Source organism: Sphingomonas sp. SFZ2018-12, from assembly GCF_022496715.1.
Classification (GTDB): domain Bacteria; phylum Pseudomonadota; class Alphaproteobacteria; order Sphingomonadales; family Sphingomonadaceae; genus Sphingomonas.
In genome coordinates this window covers 514,529-536,920 of record NZ_WTFM01000001.1, presented here as the reverse complement: position 1 = coordinate 536,920, position 22,392 = coordinate 514,529, and the positions used below count along the sequence as shown (strand labels likewise).

The following is a 22,392-nucleotide window of genomic DNA, read 5'->3' as shown; positions in this document are numbered from 1 at the left end:
CGATCGCCAGTACGGCGAGGATGAGGTCGACGGCGTGACCGCTGGCGAAGAACGCGCTCAGCCGAACGGCCCGTTCAGCGCCACGATCTGCCAGTTGAGCGCGCCGGCAACCGCAACCCAGCCGAGATAGGGCAACAGCAGCAGCGCCGCCGCCGATGACCGCCGCGCACAGAACAGGATCATCGCCAGGATGGACAGGCCGAGCACGATCACTTCGATCGCGGCCCAATCCGGCCGCTCGAGCCGGAAGAACAAAAAGCTCCACAGGATATTGAGAAAGCCGTTGAGCGCGAACAGGCCGATGAAAATCTCGCTTTCGCTGCGCGTATGGATCGCGCGCCACGCGGTGACGCTGGCCAGCGCGGTGGTCATGAAGATCGCGGTCCACGCCACGCCATAGATCGAATCCGGCGGCGCCCATGCCGGCTTGGCGAGGCTGCGATACCACGGACCGATATCGGTCATCGTACTGCCGACGATCGCAACGAACAACGCCGCCAGCGCCGCAATGATGACCGGGACGACCCACGCACGGCCCAGCGCGGTCATGCCGCCGACCCCAGCAGGTGGCGCAGGTCCTTCCAGAAGATACGCACGTGCGCCATCGGCTTACGCCTTACGAGCTTCTTGTTCATATAGGCCTGCCAGGTCAGCGTCTGGACATCGGGGTCCTTGCAGATTTCGACGAAGCGTTCGCGGCGTTTGTCGTTCCTGTACCAGAAATACTGCATGATCCCGAGGATCCAGAACACGCGGCCATGGTCGCGCATGAAGCGGCGGCGCGCGGTTTTCAGCGCGCTTGCCTTGCCTGTCGCCAGGAACAGGTCGACTGCCTCGCCGGCAATGCGCCCACACGCCATGGCATAATAGATCCCTTCGCCCGACGACGGCGCGACCACGCCGGCGGCATCGCCCGCCACGACGGTGTCAATGCCGTTGTCCCACCGCCGCAGCGGCTTCAACGGGATCGGCGCGCCCTCCCGGCGGATCGTCTCGCAGCCATCGAGCCCGGTCTGGTCGCGCAGCCGGCCGATCGCGTCACGCAGCGCGAATCCCTTATTCGCGCTGCCCACCCCGATGCTGGCAGTGTCGCCATGCGGGAAGATCCAGGCGTAGAAATCGGGCGAAAGGTGGCCCTGATAATAAACGTCGCAGCGGTCGGGATCGAACACGTCGCTGGCGACGGCGGGCGACTTCACGATCTCGTGATAGGCGAAAACGCACGGGACCTTGTCCGCGCCCTTGACCGTGGCGCGCGCGACCTTCGATCGGGCGCCGTCGGCGCCGATGACGCTGCGTGCGCGCACCCGCACCGGATCGCCGCCGCGTTCGCCACGATAGACGATCACCGCGCATCCGTCGCTGTCGCGCTCGATCGACTCGAACGTGCCGGTGCGGCGTTCGGCGCCCGCCAGCGCGGCGCGGGCGCGCAGCCATTCGTCGAACACCTCGCGGTCGACCAGCCCGACAAACCCGTCGCCGCACGGCATGTCGACGGTCATGCCCGATGGCGCGATCATCCGCGCCGCCCTGGCGCGCGCGACGAGCAGATGTTCGGGAATCTCGAAATCCTGGATGGCGCGCGGCGGGATGGCGCCGCCGCACGGCTTGATGCGGCCAGCGCGGTCGAGCAGCAGCACGTGGCGGCCCTGTCGCGCCAGATCCGTCGCGGCGGTCGCGCCCGCCGGCCCGCCGCCTACGACGACGACGTCGAAATCGGCGGATCGGCGATCAGTCGGCATCTGCTTCATCGCGCCAGCTCCCGTGAATGATAATCGATAGAGGCCGTTCGTCCGGGCATCGTCCGGCCGATCGCCAGCGTGGCGGCGACCACGAACAGCGCCGCTTCGGCGGCGAACACCAGCATGAAGGCGCGGCCGTCGTCGCCGATCAGCGCGCGCCCGCGGTCGACCGCGACCGCGCCGAGCAGCCCGCCAGTGCCGAACGCAATCGCCTGTGCCGCGCCCCACACGCCCATGCGCACCCCGGCGCGGCCATCGCCCGCCGCACCGGCCAGCGCCATCATCGTGCCGATCGCCGCGACGGCGAACACGCCATTGGCAAAGCCCAGCAGCGCGACGTTGCCAGCCAGCGGCCAGGCGCCGCCGCGCAATGCGGCGAGCGCCAGTCCGGCCAGCGCCAGCGCGGACGCGACGCAGCCGCCGACGATCCAGCGTCGCAGCCCGTCGGCGCTGCGCCCGCCAAACGCATTGGCACCGACGCCGACCAGGATCATGCCCGCGAGCACGCCGCCATGCTGCACCCCGGCGAGCTTGGTCGACTCGCCCGGTGTGAAACCGAAGACCAGCCCCGCAAAGGGCTCGAGGATCATGTCCTGCATCGAATAAGCGAGCATCGACATGAACACGAACAGGGTAAAGCGGCGCGCGTCGGCGCTGACCCACATCGCCCGAATCGCCTGGGGAAAGCTTTCGTCCGACGCCGCCTCGGCGGGCGCGATCACATGCCCCCGCTCGATCCCCGCGACCGCAATTCCCGCGACGACGAACGCGACCAGCGCTACGCCGCTCACCACCAGCGCCAGGCGCGGCAGCGAAAACGGATCGATCAGCGATCCCGCGACCCCGGCCGAGACGACGATGCCCGCGACCATCATGATCCAGGTGATCGCCGCCGCCGCCGATCGCCTTTCGGGCGCGACGCGCACGGCGAGCAGCGCCAGGAGCGAGGTGCCGGCCGCGCCGACCCCGGCCCCGATCAGCGCGAAGGCTGCGGCTGCGCCGACAAGTGCCACAGATGAGCCGGTGGCCAGCCAGGGGACCAGGTCGACCGCGGCCAGCACGCCCAGCGCCAGCACCCCCATTCCACCGATGATCCACGGCGTCCGCCGTCGCCCGCGATCCGATCCGTGCCCCCAAAGCGGGCGGGTCAGCTGCACCGCATAATGCCAGGCGACGAGCCCGGCGGGCAGCGCGGCGGGCAGCGCATATTCGACGACCATCACCCGGTTGAGGAGCGACGTCGCCAGCATCACCATCGCGCCGATCGCGCTTTGCACCAGCCCAAGCCGGACGATGCCGAACCAGCCGAGCGGCGGCGCGGTGCCGGCGGACGCGCTCATATCACGCCGCCCAGGCCAAGCGCGGCGGCGAGCATGCCGAAGACATAGGCGCTGATGCCGGTGCCGTTATACCAGGGCGTCTTGCCGCGGGGATCGCGCAGCAGCACGCGCATGAAGCCGATCTGGGCGAGCGTCAGCGCCGCGACGATCGCGGCAGACAGCATCAGTCCCCAGGCGATGAGCAGCGCAATGACCGCCAGCTGGGGGGCCAGCATCACTGCGCAGGCGATCCGCGCGGCGCGGTCGACGCCCAGCATTGCGGGCAGCGACCGCACGCCCGTGGCAAGATCACCCTCCACCGCCTTGAAATCGTTGAGCGTCATGATGCCGTGCGCGCCCAGGCTGTAGAGCAGCAGGACCGCCAGCACCCGGCCATCGGGCAGTGCGCCCGCCATCACCGCCGCCCCCGTGAACCAGGTCAGCCCCTCATAGGACAGCGCGACCGCGCCCGGCCCCCAGACCGCGTTGACCTTAAGCCGCAGCGGCGGTGCGCTGTACGCCCAGGCGAGCACGAGGCCGATGCCGGTCGCGCCCAGCACCCACGGCCCCGTCGCCGCCGCGACCGCGAGCGACAACAAGGTGCCGATGCACGCGATCCACAAACCCCATCGCCCGGCGATGCGGCCCGACGGGATCGGCCGGTCGGGCTGATTGATCGCGTCGACATGACGATCGAACCAGTCGTTCACCGCCTGACTCGTGCCGCAGACCAGCGGGCCGGTCAGCGCGATCCCCGCGATCAGGAAGGGCCAGCGGTCGACGATCGGCACCCCGGAAGACACGACCCCGCACATGAACGCCCACATCGGGGGAAACCAGGTGATCGGTTTGAGCAACTCGACCACGTCGCGCACCGCGGGGGCCGGGGCGGCAAGCGGTCGGGTGGACGAATGAGCCATGGCGCGAGCCTATGCCCGACCGGCAAAAGCGTCAAATCAAATTGACACTTCGACTGTACGCAAATGGTTACTCGGCGTCGGGAACCAAGCTGCCAAGCCCGTGGCGGTGCAGCTTTGAATAGAGACTCTGGCGGCTGACGCCCAGCATCTCGGCCGCGGACGCACGGTTGTCCGACGTGTAGTTCAGCGCGGCCTCGATACACAGTCGCTCGATGAGATCGGTCGACTCGCGCACGATCTCCTTCAGCGACATGCGTCCGACCAGGTCGGTCAGCTGCTCGACCGAACGCGGCATCTCGATGCCCGCGACCGGCGTTTCGCGCAGCCGGCGGGCGACGGGGCGGATCGTGAAGCCGAACTGGCGATCGCCGCTCTCCGACGTGACGCAAACCCCCGAGACCTCGACCTCCTCCTCCGAACCGAACGCACCGCGCATGATGGTCGTGGCATTGCGCACCAGGCCGTGTTCGCGCAGCTGGCGCGCCAGCAGGTCGGCATCGATGCCGGGCCGCCCCAGCCATTCGCCGATCGGCTGGCCGATGATCCGGCTCGCGGACGGCACCTCGGCCAGGTCGACAAAGGCGGTGTTGGCAGCGAGCACCGCCAGATTGGCATCGGCGAGCACGAAGGCGTCGGGCATACGTTCGATGACATCGCGCAGCCGGTCGACGCCGCCCTGCGCGCCCTCCCCGCGCTCGCCCGGATCGATCCGGAGCAGCAGCAGCGCCATGCGGGCCTGGCGGAACAGCGTCGCGTTCAATTGCGCCTGTCCGGCGCCCTTGCGCAGCGTCACGCCGATCGGTGCCAGCGTCGCAGCTGCTTCGGCCGCGCCCAGAAAAGCGATCAGCCGCTCGCGATCGGCCGCCTCGACGATGACGCCGGCAGGCTGATCGGTCAGCGCGCCCTCCTTCATCCCCAGAATGCCATGCGCGGCGGCATTGGCCTCGCGAATCCGCCGCGTCGCCGCGTCGACGATCAGCACGGGCTCGTGCGCCATGTCGAAGAGCAGACGATAGCGTGCCTCGGCCTGGCGCAGCCGGATATAGTCGCGCTCCAGCGACTGCTGGGTCTGGAGCAGGCGTTGCTGGGTCGCCGCCGCCGCGCGAAGCTCGCGCCCGATCGCGATCAGCCGCCCGCCATCGCCCAGCCGCATCGTCAGATAGCGGACCGGCACGTCGCCATTGGGCGTCCGGTGCGTGACCTGGCGCCAGCGCGGCGCCTCGCTGGTCGACGCCTGGCTCAACATTTCGTCGAGCTTGGGATGTCCTTCGATCTCGACCGTGTCGTGCCAGCGGGTCCCCTTCCAGCCGGTGATCCCGAGCTTGACGAGCTCGCGATCCGACACCGCCATGTCGAGGACCCGGCCGTCCGAGTCGAGGATCAGCGCGAGGTCGCCGACCGCGCCGAGGATGGCGGCGGCGGACTCGGCGCTCAAAGGCCCTGGATAAAGGTCCGGAGTCGAAAAACCGCTGGGCGCGGAAGGGGCGTGGTGCCTGTTCATTCTGCGCGCTCTGGCGCTCCCTCGTAAGCTACTCAGCCGTAACGTGCTTCACGCCTCCTTGCGCCAAGCCAGGTTTCGGCGACAGACAAAGCCATGCGCGCGTCGGGTGCGGTCGCATCCGCGCCGACACGCTGCGCCATCTGCGGATCCGTCAGGAAAACGGGTCCACCCACCATCACGCACAAGTGCGGATTGCGGGAAACGCTGCGCATCGCCTTGATCGCAGACGGCATGGTCGCCGTATGGCCGCTACAGCTTGCGGTCAATCCGACAAGATCAAACCATTCGTCGGCGACCCGTTCAACCAGCAGGCTGGTCGTCGCCTGGACCATGCGGTCGGTGACCCAGCCGCCACGCGCGAACACCTCCTCGATCACGATCGTCCCGAAGGTATGCTGATCGCCGGGCACCGACGCGAACAGGGCGCGCCGGCCCGTCTCGCGGCCATGCTCGATGGGCGCGCGCGCCGACAATTCGTGCACGACCTCCTGCAGGCGCCACAGTCCCATTGTCACGTCGACGAAGTCGAAACGGTCCTGCTCCCAATAATCGCCGAACCGGCGCGCGATGGGGACCAGCAGGTCGAGCAGCAACGCCTCGACGCTGATCCCGCGGTCGAGCAGTGCCTCGACCCGCGCGACCAGTTCGTCAGCCTCGACCTGGAGGACCAGGGGGGTGAACGCATCGATATCCGCGGGCATGATGCCCGGCGCGCCGGATGCCGTGGTTGCCGCCGACGTCGCCCGCGCGCGGACCGGATGCGCCATCAGCAGGCGGGGGATCACCTGGGATTCGATCAGCGCGGCCAGCGAAGCCTGGTCGGGCGGGGATGAAAGCAACTCGAGCGGCGCGCGCGCCTCCGCACTCGCGCGGGACCGGCGGCGGCGTCCGCCGTCACGCGGCGCGACCGGCGGCATGGGCTTACCATTGGAGTGGATGTAGGCCATTTCCGCGCTCTCCCTGAAGCTCGGGTCGATGTTTGTACAAACCTCGCGAAGCGCCACATTTTTGGAATCCCGCAGGGATCAAGCTACGCCTGTTTCGATCCCGCCACAACCCGCGAAATCGGGACCAAGTCGAAAAGTGTCATTTTTGCTTTACGTCTATTCTGTTTGACACTTTTCGCGTCGGTGCCATAATGTGCGCAACGACAAGAGGGCGTGAGGCATGCGGCCAGAGATTGGCTCGGCGGTGAAGGAAACGGCGGCACGCGGGTCGCTCTATACGCCCGAGCAGCGCCGGCGCCGTGACGCGAGCGTGTGGACGACGGTCCAGGCCGTGCTCGCCCCATTCCAGTTCGCGGTCTTCCTGCTCAGCCTGGCGCTCGTCGCCCGCTATCTGATTACCGGTGCCGGCGGGGACGTCGCCGCCGCATCGGTCGTGGTCAAGACGCTGACCCTCTACACCATCATGGTCACCGGCTCGATCTGGGAAAAGGTCGTGTTCGGCAAATGGCTGTTCGCTGACGCCTTCTGGTGGGAGGACCTGTTCAGCATGGCGGTGCTGGCGCTTCACACCGCCTATCTGGTCATGCTGTTCGCGGGCATTGGCTCGCCCGTCCAGCAATTCGCGGTCGCGCTGGCCGGCTATGCGGCTTATGTCATCAACGCTGGACAGTTTTTGTGGAAGCTGCGGGTCGCGCGGCTTCAGGGCAATAGCGAGTCGGGTGCGACGCTGGCGGTGGCACAATGAGCCCGCTCGCCCCCGTGCTCGCCCCGCCCGCCGGCACCGATTGTGCCCCCTCCGTACGCCCGGACGTGCTGCGCCAACGCGGCCAGCGCGAAGTCTTTTGCGGCCTGACCGGAATCATCTGGCTGCACCGCAAGGTTCAGGACGCGTTCTTCCTGGTGGTCGGTTCGCGCACCTGTGCGCATTTGCTGCAATCGGCCGCCGGCGTGATGATCTTTGCCGAGCCGCGTTTCGGCACCGCGATCATCGAGGAACGCGACCTGGCGGGCCTGGCCGACGCGAATGAGGAACTCGACCGGGTCGTCGACCGGCTGCTCGCCCGCCGCCCGGACATCCGGATGCTGTTCCTGGTCGGGTCGTGCCCGTCGGAGGTCATCAAGCTCGACCTGTCGCGCGCCGCCGAGCGCCTGTCCGACAAGCATTCGCCGCAGGTCCGCATCCTCAACTATTCGGGCAGCGGGATCGAGACGACGTTCACCGAGGGCGAGGATGCCTGCCTCGCCGCGCTCGTCCCCACTTTGCCCGCGACTCGCGACGACTCGGCCGAGCTGATGATCGTCGGCGCGTTGCCCGATATCGTCGAGGACCAGTTTCTGCGTCTTTTCGCCGAGCTTGGCATCGCGCGCGTCCGCTCGCTGCCCGCGCGTCGGGCGGGCGAGATGCCGCCGGTCGGGCCGAACACCCGCTTCCTGCTCGCCCAGCCCTTTCTGGGCGCGACCGCTCAGGCGCTCGAGGATCGCGGCGCGCAGCGGATCGACGCGCTGTTCCCCTTCGGCGCGGAGGGCACGACCGCCTGGGCGCACGCCGCCGCGCAGGTGTTCGGCGTGGACGAGCTGCATTTCCGCCGCGTCGTGGCGCCGCTGCGCGAACGCGCCAAGCGGGCGATGGCGCATCAGCGCGAACGGCTTGAGGGCAAGCGGATTTTCTTCCTCCCCGACTCGCAGCTTGAAATCCCGCTCGCGCGCTTCCTCGCGACCGAACTGGGGATGATCCCGGTCGAGGTCGGCACCCCTTATCTGCACCGCCGCCATCTGGCGCGCGAGCTGGAGATGCTGCCCGCCACAACGCTGGTCAGCGAAGGCCAGGACGTCGACCGCCAGCTCGACCGCGTGCGCGCCGAGCGCCCCGACCTGACGGTCTGCGGCCTCGGCCTTGCCAATCCGCTGGAGGCGGAGGGGCTGACCACCAAATGGGCGATCGAGCTGGTCTTCTCGCCCATCCATGGTTTCGACCAGGCCGGCGACCTCGCCGAACTTTTCGCCCGGCCGCTGCGCCGGCGGGATGTGCTGAAGGTATGAGGAGGCTTCTCCTCGTCGCCCCGGCGCAGGCCGGTGCCGCTCGCCGAACCGGGCGCGCGCCAGGCTGTCCAGCGGCCCCGGCCTCCGCCGGGGCGACGGGGAAAGGGACGGCCACACCATGCAGCTGACCGTCTGGACCTATGAAGGCCCGCCGCATGTCGGCGCGATGCGGGTCGCGACGGCGATGAAGGGCGTCCACTATGTCCTGCACGCGCCGCAGGGCGACACCTATGCCGACCTGTTGTTCACGATGATCGAGCGCCGCAATGCGCGGCCGCCGGTCACCTACACCACCTTTCAGGCGCGCGACCTGGGCAAGGACACTGCCGAACTGTTCCAGACCGCCGCGCGCGAGGCCTATGACCGCTTCCAGCCGCAGGCGATGCTGGTCGGCGCATCCTGCACCGCCGAGCTGATCCAGGATGACCCCGCGGGGCTGGTCGCGGCGATGAACCTGCCGATCCCCGTCGTGCCGCTCGAACTGCCCAGCTACACCCGCAAGGAAAGCTGGGGGGCGTCGGAAACCTTCTACCAGATCGTCCGCACCATCGCCGATCGCAGCGTGCGCCCCGCCCCGCGCGAGGGCCGCCGGCCGCGCGCCAACCTGCTTGGCCCCACCGCACTCGGCTTTCGCCACCGCGACGACGTGGTGGAGATCACCCGGCTGCTCGACGCAATGGGCGTCGACGTCCATCTGGTCGCGCCGCTCGGGGCCAGCCCGGCCGACATCGCCAATATCGGCGCGGCCGATTTCAACGTGCTGCTCTATCCCGAAACCGGCGACACCGCCGCGCGCTGGCTGGAAAAGAACCTGAACCAGCCGACCGTTCGCACCGTACCGATCGGCTATGGGGCGACTCGCGAGTTCATCGCCGAGGTCGCCGCGATTGCCGGCGCCGCGGCCGATGCCGACCAGCTTCAGTCGCGCCTGCCCTGGTGGAGCCGTTCGGTCGATTCGACCTATCTGACCGCCAAGCGCGTCTTCATCTTCGGCGATGCGACTCACGCGATCGCCGCCGCGCGGGTCGCCCGCGACGAGCTGGGCTTCGAGGTGGTGGGCCTGGGTTGCTATAATCGCGAGTTCGCCCGCGACCTGCGCGATGCCGCCAAGCTTTACGGCGTCGAACCGCTGATCACCGACGACTATCTGGAGGTTGAACAGGCGATCGCCGAACTGCAGCCCGAGCTGGTGCTGGGGACGCAGATGGAGCGCCACATCGCCAAGCGGCTGGGCGTGCCGTGCGCGGTGATTTCGTCCCCCGTCCATGTCCAGGATTTCCCCGCGCGCTATTCGCCGCAAATGGGGTTCGAGGGCGCGAACGTGCTGTTCGACACCTGGGTCCACCCGTTGGTCATGGGGCTGGAGGAGCATCTGCTCAACATGTTCCGCGACGATTTCGAGTTTTCCGATGGCGCGGGCGCCAGCCATCTTGGGCATGGTCACAAATCCCCGCTCCCGCTTGCGGGAGGCGTCGGGGGTGAGCACGGCGCAGATGCCGAAACGCTCGCGGACAACCCCCACCCCAACCCCTCCCCTGCAGGGGAGGGGCTTTGGACCTCTGACGCCGAGCGCGAGCTGAGGAAGATCCCGTTCTTCGTGCGCGGCAAGGCACGCCGCAACACCGAACGCTTCGCCGCCGATCAGGGGCTGGCGGTGATCACGCTCGACACGCTTTACGACGCGAAGGCGCATTATGCCCGCTAGCGCCGCCCCCACCCCCGTGCGCGTGGTCATCATCACGCTGGACAATCACCTGTCGGGCGCTTGCCAGCGCGCGCAAGCGCAGTTCGACCGCACCCATCCCGGCGTCACCATCGGCTTCCACGCCGCCGCCGACTGGGAGGATCAGCCGGGCGCGCTCGAAGCGGCGCTCGCCGACATTGCGCGCGGCAACATCATCCTGGTTACCATGCTGTTCCTCGAGGATCATATCCGCGCGGTGCTGCCCGATTTGCAGGCGCGGCAGGCGGCGTGCGACGCGATCGTCGGCCTGATGTCGGCAGGCGAGGTCGTCAAGCTGACCCGCATGGGCGATTACCGCATGGACAAGCCCGCGACCGGGCCGCTCGCCATGCTCAAGAAGCTGCGCGGATCGGGCAAGCCGGGCGCGAGTTCGGGCAAGGGCCAGATGGCGATGCTGCGCCGCCTGCCCAAATTGCTGCGCTTCATTCCCGGCACCGCGCAGGACGTGCGCGCCTATTTCCTCACGCTGCAATATTGGCTGGCGGGTTCGGACGACAATGTCGTCGACATGATCCGCGCGCTGATCGATCGCTATGCCGATGGCGATCGCCGCGCGCTCCGTGGCGGCATGAAGGCGGCGTTGCCGCGCGACTACCCGGAGGTCGGCGTCTACCACCCCGACATGAAGGACCGGATGGCACGCACCGTGTCCGATCTGCCGCGTCGGCGCGACGCCGTCGGCACGGTCGGCGTGCTGATGCTGCGGTCCTACATCCTGGCACGCGACTCGGCGCATTATGACGGTGTGATCCGCGCGCTGGAGGCCAAGGGCCTGAACGTCGTCCCGGCCTTTGCCGGCGGGCTGGACGGCCGCCCGGCGATCGAAACGCTGTTCATGCGCGGCGGCACCGCGACGGTGGATGCGGTCATCAACCTGGCCGGGTTCAGCCTGGTCGGCGGCCCCGCCTATAACGACACCAAGCTGGCCGAGGAAATGCTGGCCAAGCTCGACCGGCCATATATCGCCGCGCATCCGGTCGAGTTTCAGACGCTGCAGGCCTGGGGCGCCAATCGCCAGGGGCTGCTGCCGCTCGAATCGACGATGATGATCGCGATTCCCGAGCTGGACGGCGGCACCAATCCGATGGTGTTCGGCGGGCGCTCGGACGGCGCGGAAACGCCCTGCACCGGCTGCGATCGCAACTGCACCTTCCCCGCGAGCGGCGCGGTCCGCGCGATGGAAAGCTGCCCCGAACGTGCCGAGGCACTGGCCGCCCGCGTGCTCAAGCTGGTCGAACTGCGCCAGGCGCAGGAAGCCGAACGCCGCGTGGCCATCGTCCTGTTCAACTTCCCGCCCAATGCCGGTGCGGCGGGCTCCGCACAGTTCCTGGCGGTGTTCGAATCGCTCCACGCCACGCTCCGCCGGCTGGCCGACGAAGGCTATCGCGTCGATGTGCCCGCCAGCGTTGATGAGCTGCGCGACCGCATCCTGGCCGGCAACGCCGCGCGCTACGGCACCGAAGCGAACGTCCACACCCGCATCACCGCCGACACGATCGTGTCGACCGAGACCTGGCTCAACGAGATCGAACGCGAATGGGGGCCCGCCCCCGGCAAGCTCCAGTCGGACGGCAGCGCGGTGCAGGTGCTCGGCGCGCAGTTCGGCAACGTGTTTGTCGGCATTCAGCCCGCGCTGGGGATCGAGGGCGATCCGATGCGGCTGCTGTTCAACGGCCGCTTTGCCCCCACCCATGCCTTCGCCGCCTTCTACCGCTGGCTGCGCGAGGATTTCCGCGCCCACGCCGTGCTGCATTTCGGCACGCATGGCAGCCTGGAGTTCATGCCGGGCAAGCAAGCCGGCCTGAGCGCGCAATGCTGGCCCGACCGGCTGATTGGTGACTTGCCCAACATCTATCTCTACGCCGCCAACAATCCGTCGGAAGGCGTGCTGGCCAAGCGCCGCTCGGGCGCGACGTTGGTGAGCTACCTCACCCCTGCGCTGACTCAGTCGGGCGTCTACAAGGGGCTGGCCGACCTCAAGGCGTCGGTCGAACGCTGGCGCGCGCTCCCGCCCGGCGATGAAACCGGCGAAATGCTGGCCGAACTGATCGCCGACCAGGCCGCCGCGATTGATCTGGACGGCCACGACATCCCCGCGCTCGCCGCGCGGCTCTATGAAATCGAGCGCGAGCTGATCCCCCAGGGGCTGCATGTCGCCGGCCAGGCCGCGACCCGCGAAGAGCGGATCGACATGGTCGCCGCCACCGCCGACAGCCGCGGCGAGCCGCTCGACCTGCTGACGGTCGAGGCACTGGTCGACGGCCGGCTGAAGCTCGACACGCCGCTGCTCAAGGATCTGGCGGCGTTGAACACGGCACTGGCAGCGAACGCCGAGCTCGACGGCCTCGTCGCCGCGCTTGCCGGGCGCTACATCCATCCGGTCAGCGGCGGCGATGTGCTGCGCACGCCGGAAATTCTGCCGACGGGCCGCAACATCCACGGCTTCGACCCGTTCCGCCTGCCCAGCGCCTTCGCGGTGCGCGATGGTGCGGAACAGGCGCAGCGGCTGATCGACCGCAGCCTCGCCGATTCCGGTCGCCTGCCCGAAACCGTCGCGATGGTGCTGTGGGGCACCGACAACCTCAAGAGCGAAGGCGCGCAGATCGCCCAGGCGTTGGCGCTGATCGGCGCGCGGCCGCGCTTTGACAGCTATAGCCGGCTGGCCGGGGCGGAGCTGATCCCGCTCGCCGAACTCGGTCGCCCGCGCATCGACGTGATCGCGACGCTGTCGGGCGTGTTCCGCGACCTGCTGCCGCTGCAGACGCGGATGCTGGCCGAAGCCGCGCTGCTCGCCAGCCAGGCCGACGAACCCGTCGAGATGAATTATGTGCGCAAGCACAGCCTGGCGCACCAGGCAGAGCATGAGTGCGGCATCGAAACCGCCGCGCTGCGCGTGTTCTCCAACGCCGAGGGGGCCTATGGCGCCAACGTCAATCTGATGATCGACACCGGCGGCTGGACCGACCCCAACGAACTGGCCGACAGCTTCGAGCGGCAAAAGGGCTATGCCTATGGCGTCAAGGGCCAGCCGGTCCGCCAGGCGGAACTGCTCGCATCCGCGCTCAAGACCGTCGATTGCGCCTATCAGAACCTCGAGTCGGTCGAACTCGGCATCACCACCATCGACCAATATGTCGATGCACTGGGCGGCATCAGCCGCGCGGTGACGCGCGCCAAGGGTGCGGCCGCGCCAGTCTATATCGGCGACCAGACGCAGGGCATCGGCAAGGTCCGCTCGCTCCAGGAACAGGTCGCGCTCGAAACCCGCACCCGGATCCTCAATCCGGTCTGGACCGAGGGGCTGCTGCGCCACGGCTATGAGGGCGTCCGCGCAATCGAGGGACATGTGACCACGACGATGGGCTGGTCGGCGACGACCGGCGAGGTCGACCCCTGGGTCTATCAGCGGATCAGCGAGACCTATGTGCTGGACGACGAGATGCGCGCGCGCATCGCCTCGCTCAACCCGCGTGCCGCCGCCCGCGTCGCCCACCGGCTGATCGAGGCGAGCGAGCGCAACTACTGGCAACCCGACGACGCAACTCTGGCGGCACTCCACGCCGCATCCGACGAGATCGAGGACCGCCTCGAGGGCGTCGTTGCGGTCGCAGCATAAGGAATAACGACGCATGGCACTTCTCGACCCCCCGGTACGCGGACAGGATGGCGAAGGCAGCGTCCAGGTTCGGCTCGACCCCGTCGACCGCATCGGCAACGCCAAGGTGATCGCCGTTTACGGCAAGGGCGGGATCGGCAAGTCGACCACGTCCTCCAACCTGTCGGCGGCGCTGTCGCTGCTCGGCAAGCGCGTGCTCCAGATCGGCTGCGATCCCAAGCATGACAGCACCTTCACGCTGACCAAGAAGCTGATGCCGACCGTCATCGACGTGCTCGAACAGGCCGATTTCCATCACGAGGAACTCCGCCCCGAAGACTATATGTTCGAAGGGTTCAACGGCGTGATGTGCGTGGAGGCGGGCGGACCGCCGGCCGGCACCGGCTGCGGCGGCTATGTCGTCGGCCAGACGGTCAAGCTGCTGAAGCAGCATCACCTGCTCGAGGAAACCGACGTCGTCATCTTCGACGTGCTGGGCGACGTCGTGTGCGGCGGCTTTGCCGCCCCGCTGCAGCATGCCGAGCGCGCGGTGGTGGTTGCCGCCAACGACTTCGATTCGATCTTCGCGATGAACCGCATCGTCGCCGCGATCCAGGCCAAGGCCAAGAATTACGACGTGCGCATGGCCGGCGTGATCGCCAACCGGTCGTCGCAGACCGACGAGATCGACCGCTTCAACGAAGCGACAGGCCTGAAGCGCCTCGCGCATTTCCCCGATCTGGATGCCATTCGCCGCTCGCGCCTCAAGAAATGCACGCTGTTCGAAATGGAGCAGACGCCCGAAGTGGAGGCGGCGTGCAACGAGTATAAGCGCCTGGCCGCGCAACTCTGGGCGGGCACCGACGCGCTTGCCGCGGTGCCGATGAAGGATCGCGACATCTTCGAGTTCCTGGGGTTCGAATGATGGGCAGCGCCACCTACTCGCGCTATCGCGGCCAGCTCGAGACCTATTTCGACCGCACCGCGTCGAAAGCCTGGGAACAGCTGACGTCGGATGCACCGGTCAGCGGTATCCGCCGCACCGTGCGCGCGGGGCGCGACCGGATGGGCGCCACCCTGCTCGGCTGGCTGCCCGCCGACATGCGCGGGCTGCGCCTGCTCGATGCCGGCTGTGGCACCGGCGCGCTGGCGGTCGAGGCGGCTGAGCGTGGCGCGCAGGTGGTGGCGATCGACGTCGCCGGCAGCCTGGTTTCGATCGCGCAGAACCGCGCGCCGCGCCACCTCAATATCGAATGGCGCGTCGGCGACCTGCTCGACCCGGCGCTCGGCCGGTTCGACCATGTCGTCGCGATGGACTCGCTGATCCATTACCCCGCCTTCGACATTGTCGAGGTGCTCGACCAGCTGGCCGATCGCACCGCCGGGTCGATCGTCTTCACCTTTGCCCCCGCCACGCCGTTGCTGCGTGCGATGCACATGACTGGCAAGCTGCTGCCCGGCCAGGATCGCGCGCCCGCAATCGTGCCCGTCGCCGAACGCCTGCTCCGCACGCTGATCACCAGCGGGGCGCACGGCGCGCGTGTGGGCCGCACCGAGCGGATCGCGAGCGGCTTCTACACCAGCCAGGCGATGGAGCTGCTGCCGCGATGAGCCCGCGCGCCGCCTTCTGGACCCGGATCGGGACGCGCTTCCTGCCCTTTGCGGACGCGGCGACCGCCGAGCTGCCGCTCGGCCGGTTGCTGCGGCTCTCGCTGTTCCAGGTTTCGGTCGGCATGGCGATGGTGCTGCTGACGGGCACGCTCAACCGGGTGATGATCGTCGAGCTCGGCATGTCGGCGTCGGTCGTCGCGGCGATGGTTGCACTGCCCATCCTGTTCGCCCCGTTGCGCGCGCTGATCGGGCACAAGTCCGACCAGCATCGGTCGGTACTGGGGTGGAAGCGGGTGCCCTATATCTGGTTCGGTACGCTCCTGCAGTTCGGCGGGCTGGCGATTTTGCCCTTCGGCATCCTGGTGATGACCGGCGACGGCGCGGCACCGGCGTGGATCGGCCAGACCGGCGCCGCGATCGGCTTTCTGCTGGTCGGCGCGGGGATGCACATGACCCAGACCGCCGGCCTGGCGCTCGCCACCGACCTGGCGCCCGAGGCGAGCCGCCCGCGCGTCGTCGCGCTGCTGTACGTCGCGCTGCTGGCGGGCATGCTGCTCAGCGCGCTGCTGATCGGCCGGCTGCTCGCCGACTTCTCCCCCACCCGGCTGGTCCAGGTCGTCCAGGGTGCCGCGGTCGTCACCATGGTGCTCAACATCACCGCCTTGTGGAAGCAGGAAGCGCGCAACCGCACGGCCACCGCCGCCGATCGTCCACGCCCCGACTTCGCCAGCCTGTGGGCGGTCTATGTCGCCAATCCACGCACCCTGCGCCTGCTGACCGTCGTCGGGCTCGGTGCCGCGGCGTTCAGCATGCAGGACGTGCTGCTGGAACCCTATGGCGGCGCAATTCTGGGCCTGTCGGTGGCCGCGACCACGTCGCTGACCGCGCTGTGGGCGACGGGCATGATCGTCGGTTTTGCGCTGGCGGCGCGCGGGCTCGCGGCCGGTGCGGACCCGTTGCGGCTGGCCGGCTATGGCGCGGTCGCCGGCATCGCGGCGTTCCTCGCGGTCCTGTTCGCCGCGCCGCTGGAGCAGGTGGTCCTGCTCGCGGTCGGCGCGACCTTTATCGGGCTGGGTGCCGGGCTGTTCTCGGTCGGCACGATGGTCGAGGCGATGGGGCTGGCGCGCGACGGACAGTCGGGCCTGGCACTGGGCGCGTGGGGCGCGGTGCAGGCGACCTGCGCGGGGCTTGCCATCGCGCTCGGCGCACTGATGCGCGACCTTGTCTCGACCGTCGCGGTCGCGCGCGATTTCGGCACGACGCTGGCGGCGCCGGCGACGGGCTACGGGTTTGTCTACTGCGTGGAAATCATCTTGCTGCTGGGCACGCTCGTCGCGCTCGGGCCGCTGGTCAACGGGCGCGACGGCACGCCCCGACCGGCCCCCGGACGCTTCGGGCTGGGCCAGTTTCCGATCTGAGGAGAAGGCCAATGGACGTTCAAATCAACGAGCACATCGACGTTGCGCTGATCACGCTCAACGCCTTTTTCCTCTTTTTCGTGGGGCTGATCATCTATCTGCGCCGCGAGGACCGACGCGAGGGTTTCCCGCTCGAGGACGAGATGACCGGCCGGCTCGACACGCTGGGCGGCCCGCTGCTCCACGGCGACACCAAATATTTCAAGCTGCCCTTCGGCCATGGCACGACGCAGGCCCCGGCGCACGGCCGCGAACCCGTCGACATCGCCGCGCGGCGCTTTGAACGCTTCCCCGGCGCGCCCTATGTCCCGACCGGTGACCCGCTGGTCGACGGTGTCGGCCCCGCCGCCTACGCCGATCGCGCCAAGCGTCCCGACGTCGACTGGGAAGGCCATCCGCGCATCGTGCCGCTGGGCGCGGCGAGCGAGTTCTGGATCGTCAAGAACGATCCCGATCCGCGTGGCATGCCGGTCGTCGGCGCGGACGGCAAGGTCGCCGGCACGGTTGGCGAGGTATGGATCGACAAGGCCGACCGCCTGATCCGCTATCTCGAGGTCGCGCTGGCCGACAGCGGCCGATCGGTGCTGGCACCGATGTTCATGGCGACGATCGAGCGCAAGCGCGGCCGCGTCGTCATCGACGCGATCACCGCCGCGCAGTTCGCCAACGCCCCGGAAGCCGGCGCGAACGGCACGATCACCCTGTACGAGGAAGAGCGCGTGTCGGCCTATTTCGGCGGCGGCTATCTCTATGCGACGCCGGCGCGGCAGGAGCCGTTCCTGTGAGCGAGTATGAGGGCGAGCCGATCCCCGGACTGCCGGGGCTGCTGCCGCCGGGCGAGCGGATCCTGTGGCGCGGCCGGCCGCAATGGCGCGCGCTCGCCCGCACCGCCTTTCACACGCGGCTGGTCGGCGGTTACTTCGCGGTGCTCGTGATCGTCGCCGCGATGACCGGCGGCGTGACCGGCACGGCGATGACCGCGACCGCCGGCGTGCTGGGCGTCGCGGTGCTGGCGCTGCTCGCCTGGGCATCGGCGCGCACCACGGTCTATACGCTGACCGACAAGCGGCTCGTCCTGCGGATCGGCGTGGCCCTGCCCAAGTGCATCAACCTGCCGCTCGCGATGATCGAGGCGGTCGATTTCGCCCCGCGCCCCGACGGCACCGGCGACATCGCGCTCAAGCTGAAGGGCGCGCCGCTGCTCGGCTATGCGACCCTGTGGCCGCACGCGCGCGCCTGGCACATCAACCGGCCCCAGCCGACGCTGCGCGCGGTCGGGGATGCCGAGCGTATCGGCGCGATGATCGCGCGCCAGTGCCTGACCGCGGTGCCGAGCGGACAGATCACGCCGCCGCAGGGCATCACGGGCGTTACCGGCAGCACGGCCGGCCATAGCGGGTTTGGCGAGGCGGCGGCGGCATGACCACGCACAGCCACGAAAACACCGTCCCGCAGGGTGCCCTGATCCTGGCCGGCGCGCTGGTCGCCTTCACTCTAGTGGCGACGGTGACGGTGCGCATGATCGGCCTGCCGCCCGCGGCGTCGCCGGTCGCGGAGCGCGCCGCCGCGCATGTCCCGATGGTCACGTCGCAGACGCTTCGCTTCGCCGACCGCGAAGATGGCGGCGTGGCGATCACGCGTGCCGATGGTCGGGTGACGTTGTTGCCGCGCGGCAGCAATTCTGGCTTCATCCGCGGCGTCATGCGCGGCTTTGCCCGTGACCGGCGGATGCGCGGCCTGGGTCCCGACACGCCGTTCGTCCTCGCCGCCTGGGCCAATGGCGGCCTGTCGCTGACCGACACCGCGACGGGACGCAGCGTCGAGCTCAACGGCTTCGGCATCGACAATCGCGCCGCGTTCATGGCGCTGCTCGCCCCGGAGGCCAAATGATGTTCGCGCGCGCCCGTTTCGATACGCCGTGTCGCATCGACATCGAGCATCATGACGAGGCGTTTCACGCGCATGTCGAGCTGGACGGCGACATCGCCATAAATCCGGGCGACCGCGTCATCGTCCATGGCGATCCGATCATCGTCCCGTTCGGCACCGGCGGCAGCTTTCGCCGCACCGCGACGGTCGAGCGTGCCACCGCGATCGAGCGTCTGTGGACCCGTTTCGTCGGTCATTTCGAGATGACCGAGCTCTACGAAGTCAGCTTTTCCCCGCGGAGCGCATCATGAACGCCATCAGCCCGATCACGCCCGCCCCGGGCCATGCCCCCGACACGCTGGCGATCGCCACCGAGAACACGGTGTTGTCGCCGCGCTTCTACACCACCGATTTCGACGCGATGGACCGGCTCGACGTCTCGTCGGTGCGCGCCGAATGGGACGCGCTGATCGCCGAGATGGTCGCCGACCCCAACAAGCGGCATTTCAAGCGCACCGAAGCCTTCAACGGGGTCATCGAAACGCTGCCCGACGGCCTGCGCGAAGAGTTCGTCGATTTCCTGGTCAGCTCGATGACGTCGGAGTTCTCGGGCTGCATCCTCTATGCCGAAATCGCCAAGCGGGTGAAGAATCCCGACATCAAGCAATTGATGCGCCTGATGAGCCGCGACGAGAGCCGCCATGCCGGCTTCATCAACGACACGCTCAAGGATGCGGGGATCGGCGTCGACCTGGGCTTCCTGACCAAGGCCAAGAAATATCATTATTTCCGGCCGAAGTTCATCTTCTACGCGACCTATCTGTCCGAAAAGATCGGCTATGCGCGCTACATCACCATCTACCGCCACCTGGCGCGTCACCCGGAGCTGCGCTTCCACCCGATCTTCAACTGGTTCGAGGAATGGTGCAACGACGAGTTCCGCCATGGCGAGGCGTTCGCGCTGCTGATGCGCGCCGACCCCAAGCTGCTGGCCGGACACAACAAGCTGTGGATCCGCTTCTTCCTCGTCGCGGTCTACGCCACCATGTATGTGCGCGACCATAACCGGCCGGAGTTCCACAAGGGGCTGGGCGTCGATCCGACCGAATATGACCTCCAAGTGTTCCGCACCTGCTCCGAAATCACGCGCCAGGTATTTCCGGTGGTGCTCGATACCGATGCCCCCGGCTTCCGCGCCGGCCTCGAAGCGATGCGGCGGGCGGCAGCGCGGATTGACGAGGGTCGCGCGCGGGGCGGCATCGCCGGCGCGTTCAAGCGCGTGACCGGCGTCGCGTCGGCGGCGACCGGTTTTGTCCGGCTTTATCTCCATCGCACGCGGCGCAACGAGTTGCCGGCACAAACGCGTCTGGTCCCGGCCTGGTGAGCCTGCCCCCGCTCCTCTTTGCGCTGTTCATGTGGTTCGTCGGCACCGGTGCGGTCGTGTGGCTGGACAGCCGCCCGCGCGCGACGTTCCGCACCAGTTTCCGGGTGGCCGGGCTGGTCGCGCTGGCGGCGATGGCGGTCGCGGGGTGGAGCGCGGGCGATGCGTCGCCGTCCGCCGCCTATATCGGCTTTTCGTGCGCGATCCTGATCTGGGGCTGGCACGAGATGGGGTTCCTGATGGGCTTCGTCGCCGGACCGAACCGCCTGCCCTGCCCGCCGGGCACGACCGGATGGGCACGCTTTCGCCTGGCGACCGGCACCGTCATCCATCACGAGATTGCGCTCGCCGCCAATCTGCTGGCGCTGGTCGCGCTGAGCTGGGGCCAGCCCAATCAGGCCGCCGCGCTCACCTTTGCGCTGCTGTTCGGCATGCGGCTGTCGGCCAAGCTCAACCTGTATCTGGGCGTCGCCAACCTGTCCGACGAGATTTTTCCGGCGCATCTCGCCTATCTCAAAAGCTATTTCGGGGCACGGCCGATCAACTGGCTCTACCCCTTCTCGATCGTGGGCGGCACCGGGATCGCCGTCTGGGCCTGGCTGGCGGCGGAAAGCGCGTCGGGGGGCATGGCGATCACCTGCACGCTGCTCGCCGGCCTGGCCGTGCTGGGCGTGGTCGAGCATCTGTTTCTGGTCCTGCCGCTGCGCGACGGGGCAATGTGGCGCTGGTTTTCAGCGTCGAAACCGCCGGTCGTCGTACCGGCCAAAAGTGAATAAGGTGGGGAGGCACGCATGAACTACGAGGCATTCTTCCAGGGCGAGCTCGATGTGCTGCGCGAAGACGGGCGCTATCGCATCTTCGCCGAGCTGGAGCGAAAGGCCGGTAACTTCCCCCACGCGCACCGGCATGTCGACGGCGACATCAGCGACGTGACGGTGTGGTGCTCGAACGACTATCTGGGCATGGGCCAGCACCCCGACGTGCTGAGCGCCATGCACGAGACGATCGACAGATGCGGCGCCGGCGCCGGCGGCACGCGCAACATTTCGGGCACGACGCATGCCCATGTCGTGCTGGAGCGCGAGCTCGCTGACCTGCACGGCAAGGAAGCGGCGCTGCTGTTCACCTCGGGCTATGTCTCCAACTGGGCCGCGCTCGGCACCCTGGCGGCGCGGCTACCGAACTGCGTCGTGCTGTCGGACGCGCTCAACCATGCCTCGATGATCGAGGGCATTCGCCACAGCCGTGCCGAACGCCAGGTGTTCCGCCATAACGATCCCGAGGATCTGAACCGCCGCCTGGCCGCGATCGAGCCCGGCCGGCCCAAGCTGGTCGCATTCGAAAGCGTCTATTCGATGGACGGCGACATCGCGCCGATCGCCGAAATCCTGGACGTGTGCGAAGCACATGACGCGATGAGCTATATCGACGAAGTCCACGCCGTCGGCCTCTATGGTCCGCGCGGCGGCGGCATCGCCGAACGCGAAGGGCTGATGGACCGGATCACCGTGATCGAAGGCACGCTGGGCAAGGCGTTCGGGGTGATGGGCGGCTATATCGCGGCGTCGCACGCGTTGTGCGACTTCGTGCGCAGCTTTGCCTCGGGCTTCATCTTCTCGACCGCACTGCCACCGGGCCTGGCCGCCGGGGCAACCGCCAGCATCCGCCATCTCAAGGCGAGCTCCGCCGAGCGCGAGGCGCATCAGGAGCGCGTCGCCTATGTCCGCCGCCGCCTGTCTGCGCTGGGCATCCCGACGATCGACAATCCCAGCCACATCATTCCGGTGATGGTCGGCGATGCCAAGAAGTGCAAGATGATCAGCGACTGGCTGCTCGAGCATCACGGCATCTATGTCCAGCCGATCAACTACCCGACCGTGCCCGTCGGCACCGAACGGCTACGCCTCACCCCGTCGCCGGTCCACAGCGACGGCGACGTCGACAAGCTGGTTCGCGCGCTGAGCGAGATCTGGTCGCACTGCGAACTGGCACGCCGCGAAATGGCGGCCTGAAGGTGCGCGAGATCGCGTTGGACCCCTGAAAAGGGGTTCACGCGAAGGCGCGAAGGCGCGAAGTCTAGATTCACGCAGAGGCGCAGAGGGCGCGGAGAATATGTGCGTCGCCCCGGCGAAGGCCGGGGCCTTTGGGGGATCGACCGCCAGACCGAACCGCTTGGGCCGAGTGCGTAAATGGCGTCCCCGGCCTCCGCCGGGGCGACGACGATAGGCTCCGCGTCTCTGCGTGAAAAACTCTGCCTTTACGTCGCGTCTTCGCGCCTTCGCGCGACTCATTTCGACCGACGCAT

20 protein-coding genes are annotated in these 22,392 nt (G+C 68.3%); 14 read left to right on the top strand and 6 right to left on the bottom strand.

Annotated elements, in window-relative coordinates; all coding sequences use genetic code 11:
* Positions 1 to 57: 57 nt before the first annotated feature.
* From GO308_RS02510 to GO308_RS02485, 6 genes are all read right to left on the bottom strand, one after another.
* Positions 58 to 549: a TspO/MBR family protein gene (locus GO308_RS02510; protein WP_066669996.1), complete on the bottom strand. Its 492-nt coding sequence runs from the start codon at positions 547 to 549 to the stop codon at positions 58 to 60.
* Positions 546 to 1,751, bottom strand: a complete 1,206-nt coding sequence (locus tag GO308_RS02505; protein ID WP_240883702.1) for a geranylgeranyl diphosphate reductase — start codon at positions 1,749 to 1,751, stop codon at positions 546 to 548. The genes GO308_RS02510 and GO308_RS02505 overlap by 4 nt, the downstream gene beginning before the upstream one ends.
* Entirely contained in the window at positions 1,748 to 3,082 is a 1,335-nt protein-coding gene (locus GO308_RS02500; protein WP_066669994.1) for a BCD family MFS transporter, read from the bottom strand. Before GO308_RS02500 ends, GO308_RS02505 begins: the two co-directional genes overlap by 4 nt.
* The gene (gene chlG, locus GO308_RS02495; RefSeq protein WP_240883701.1) at positions 3,079 to 3,981 is read right to left on the bottom strand and encodes a chlorophyll synthase ChlG; all 903 of its coding nucleotides are present in this window, start codon (positions 3,979 to 3,981) and stop codon (positions 3,079 to 3,081) included. Before chlG ends, GO308_RS02500 begins: the two co-directional genes overlap by 4 nt.
* Before the next feature lie 67 nt (positions 3,982 to 4,048).
* Entirely contained in the window at positions 4,049 to 5,416 is a 1,368-nt protein-coding gene (gene ppsR, locus GO308_RS02490; RefSeq protein ID WP_231726146.1) for a transcriptional regulator PpsR, read from the bottom strand.
* A 98-nt stretch (positions 5,417 to 5,514) separates the two neighbouring features.
* Positions 5,515 to 6,429: a cobalamin-dependent protein gene (locus GO308_RS02485; RefSeq protein WP_240883700.1), complete on the bottom strand. Its 915-nt coding sequence runs from the start codon at positions 6,427 to 6,429 to the stop codon at positions 5,515 to 5,517.
* Positions 6,430 to 6,649: 220 nt separating this feature from the next.
* Between GO308_RS02485 and bchF the strand changes: the two genes are divergently transcribed.
* The 14 genes from bchF (at position 6,650) to hemA (ending at position 22,099) form a co-directional block, all read left to right on the top strand.
* Positions 6,650 to 7,174: a 2-vinyl bacteriochlorophyllide hydratase gene (bchF, locus tag GO308_RS02480; RefSeq protein WP_240883699.1), complete on the top strand. Its 525-nt coding sequence runs from the start codon at positions 6,650 to 6,652 to the stop codon at positions 7,172 to 7,174.
* Positions 7,171 to 8,469 carry a ferredoxin:protochlorophyllide reductase (ATP-dependent) subunit N gene (locus GO308_RS02475; protein ID WP_066482713.1) on the top strand — a complete coding sequence of 433 codons (1,299 nt, stop codon included), beginning with the start codon at positions 7,171 to 7,173 and terminating at the stop codon, positions 8,467 to 8,469. Before bchF ends, GO308_RS02475 begins: the two co-directional genes overlap by 4 nt.
* A gap of 118 nt (positions 8,470 to 8,587) precedes the next feature.
* Positions 8,588 to 10,174 (top strand): ferredoxin:protochlorophyllide reductase (ATP-dependent) subunit B, encoded by a 1,587-nt coding sequence (bchB, locus tag GO308_RS02470; protein WP_240883698.1) that lies wholly within the window; start codon positions 8,588 to 8,590, stop codon positions 10,172 to 10,174.
* A complete protein-coding gene (locus GO308_RS02465) occupies positions 10,164 to 13,829 on the top strand; it encodes a magnesium chelatase subunit H (RefSeq protein WP_240883697.1) in 3,666 nt (1,221 codons plus the stop codon). The genes bchB and GO308_RS02465 overlap by 11 nt, the downstream gene beginning before the upstream one ends.
* A 13-nt stretch (positions 13,830 to 13,842) precedes the next feature.
* Positions 13,843 to 14,733, top strand: a complete 891-nt coding sequence (gene bchL / locus GO308_RS02460; RefSeq protein WP_066669979.1) for a ferredoxin:protochlorophyllide reductase (ATP-dependent) iron-sulfur ATP-binding protein — start codon at positions 13,843 to 13,845, stop codon at positions 14,731 to 14,733.
* Positions 14,733 to 15,419 (top strand): magnesium protoporphyrin IX methyltransferase, encoded by a 687-nt coding sequence (gene bchM / locus GO308_RS02455; RefSeq protein ID WP_240885192.1) that lies wholly within the window; start codon positions 14,733 to 14,735, stop codon positions 15,417 to 15,419. Before bchL ends, bchM begins: the two co-directional genes overlap by 1 nt.
* A complete protein-coding gene (locus GO308_RS02450; RefSeq protein WP_066669967.1) occupies positions 15,416 to 16,837 on the top strand; it encodes a BCD family MFS transporter in 1,422 nt (473 codons plus the stop codon). Before bchM ends, GO308_RS02450 begins: the two co-directional genes overlap by 4 nt.
* Before the next feature lie 11 nt (positions 16,838 to 16,848).
* Entirely contained in the window at positions 16,849 to 17,622 is a 774-nt protein-coding gene (gene puhA / locus GO308_RS02445) for a photosynthetic reaction center subunit H (RefSeq protein ID WP_066550363.1), read from the top strand.
* Positions 17,619 to 18,260: a photosynthetic complex putative assembly protein PuhB gene (puhB, locus tag GO308_RS02440; protein WP_240883696.1), complete on the top strand. Its 642-nt coding sequence runs from the start codon at positions 17,619 to 17,621 to the stop codon at positions 18,258 to 18,260. Before puhA ends, puhB begins: the two co-directional genes overlap by 4 nt.
* The gene (gene puhC / locus GO308_RS02435) at positions 18,257 to 18,727 is read left to right on the top strand and encodes a photosynthetic complex assembly protein PuhC (RefSeq protein ID WP_066482735.1); all 471 of its coding nucleotides are present in this window, start codon (positions 18,257 to 18,259) and stop codon (positions 18,725 to 18,727) included. The genes puhB and puhC overlap by 4 nt, the downstream gene beginning before the upstream one ends.
* The gene (locus tag GO308_RS02430) at positions 18,724 to 19,017 is read left to right on the top strand and encodes a hypothetical protein (protein ID WP_197417176.1); all 294 of its coding nucleotides are present in this window, start codon (positions 18,724 to 18,726) and stop codon (positions 19,015 to 19,017) included. The genes puhC and GO308_RS02430 overlap by 4 nt, the downstream gene beginning before the upstream one ends.
* On the top strand, positions 19,014 to 20,090 hold the full coding sequence (acsF, locus tag GO308_RS02425) for a magnesium-protoporphyrin IX monomethyl ester (oxidative) cyclase (RefSeq protein WP_240883695.1): 1,077 nt from the start codon (positions 19,014 to 19,016) through the stop codon (positions 20,088 to 20,090). The genes GO308_RS02430 and acsF overlap by 4 nt, the downstream gene beginning before the upstream one ends.
* The gene (gene puhE / locus GO308_RS02420; protein WP_240883694.1) at positions 20,087 to 20,863 is read left to right on the top strand and encodes a putative photosynthetic complex assembly protein PuhE; all 777 of its coding nucleotides are present in this window, start codon (positions 20,087 to 20,089) and stop codon (positions 20,861 to 20,863) included. The genes acsF and puhE overlap by 4 nt, the downstream gene beginning before the upstream one ends.
* Positions 20,864 to 20,878: 15 nt before the next feature.
* A complete protein-coding gene (gene hemA / locus GO308_RS02415) occupies positions 20,879 to 22,099 on the top strand; it encodes a 5-aminolevulinate synthase (RefSeq protein WP_066482741.1) in 1,221 nt (406 codons plus the stop codon).
* Positions 22,100 to 22,392: the final 293 nt, after the last annotated feature.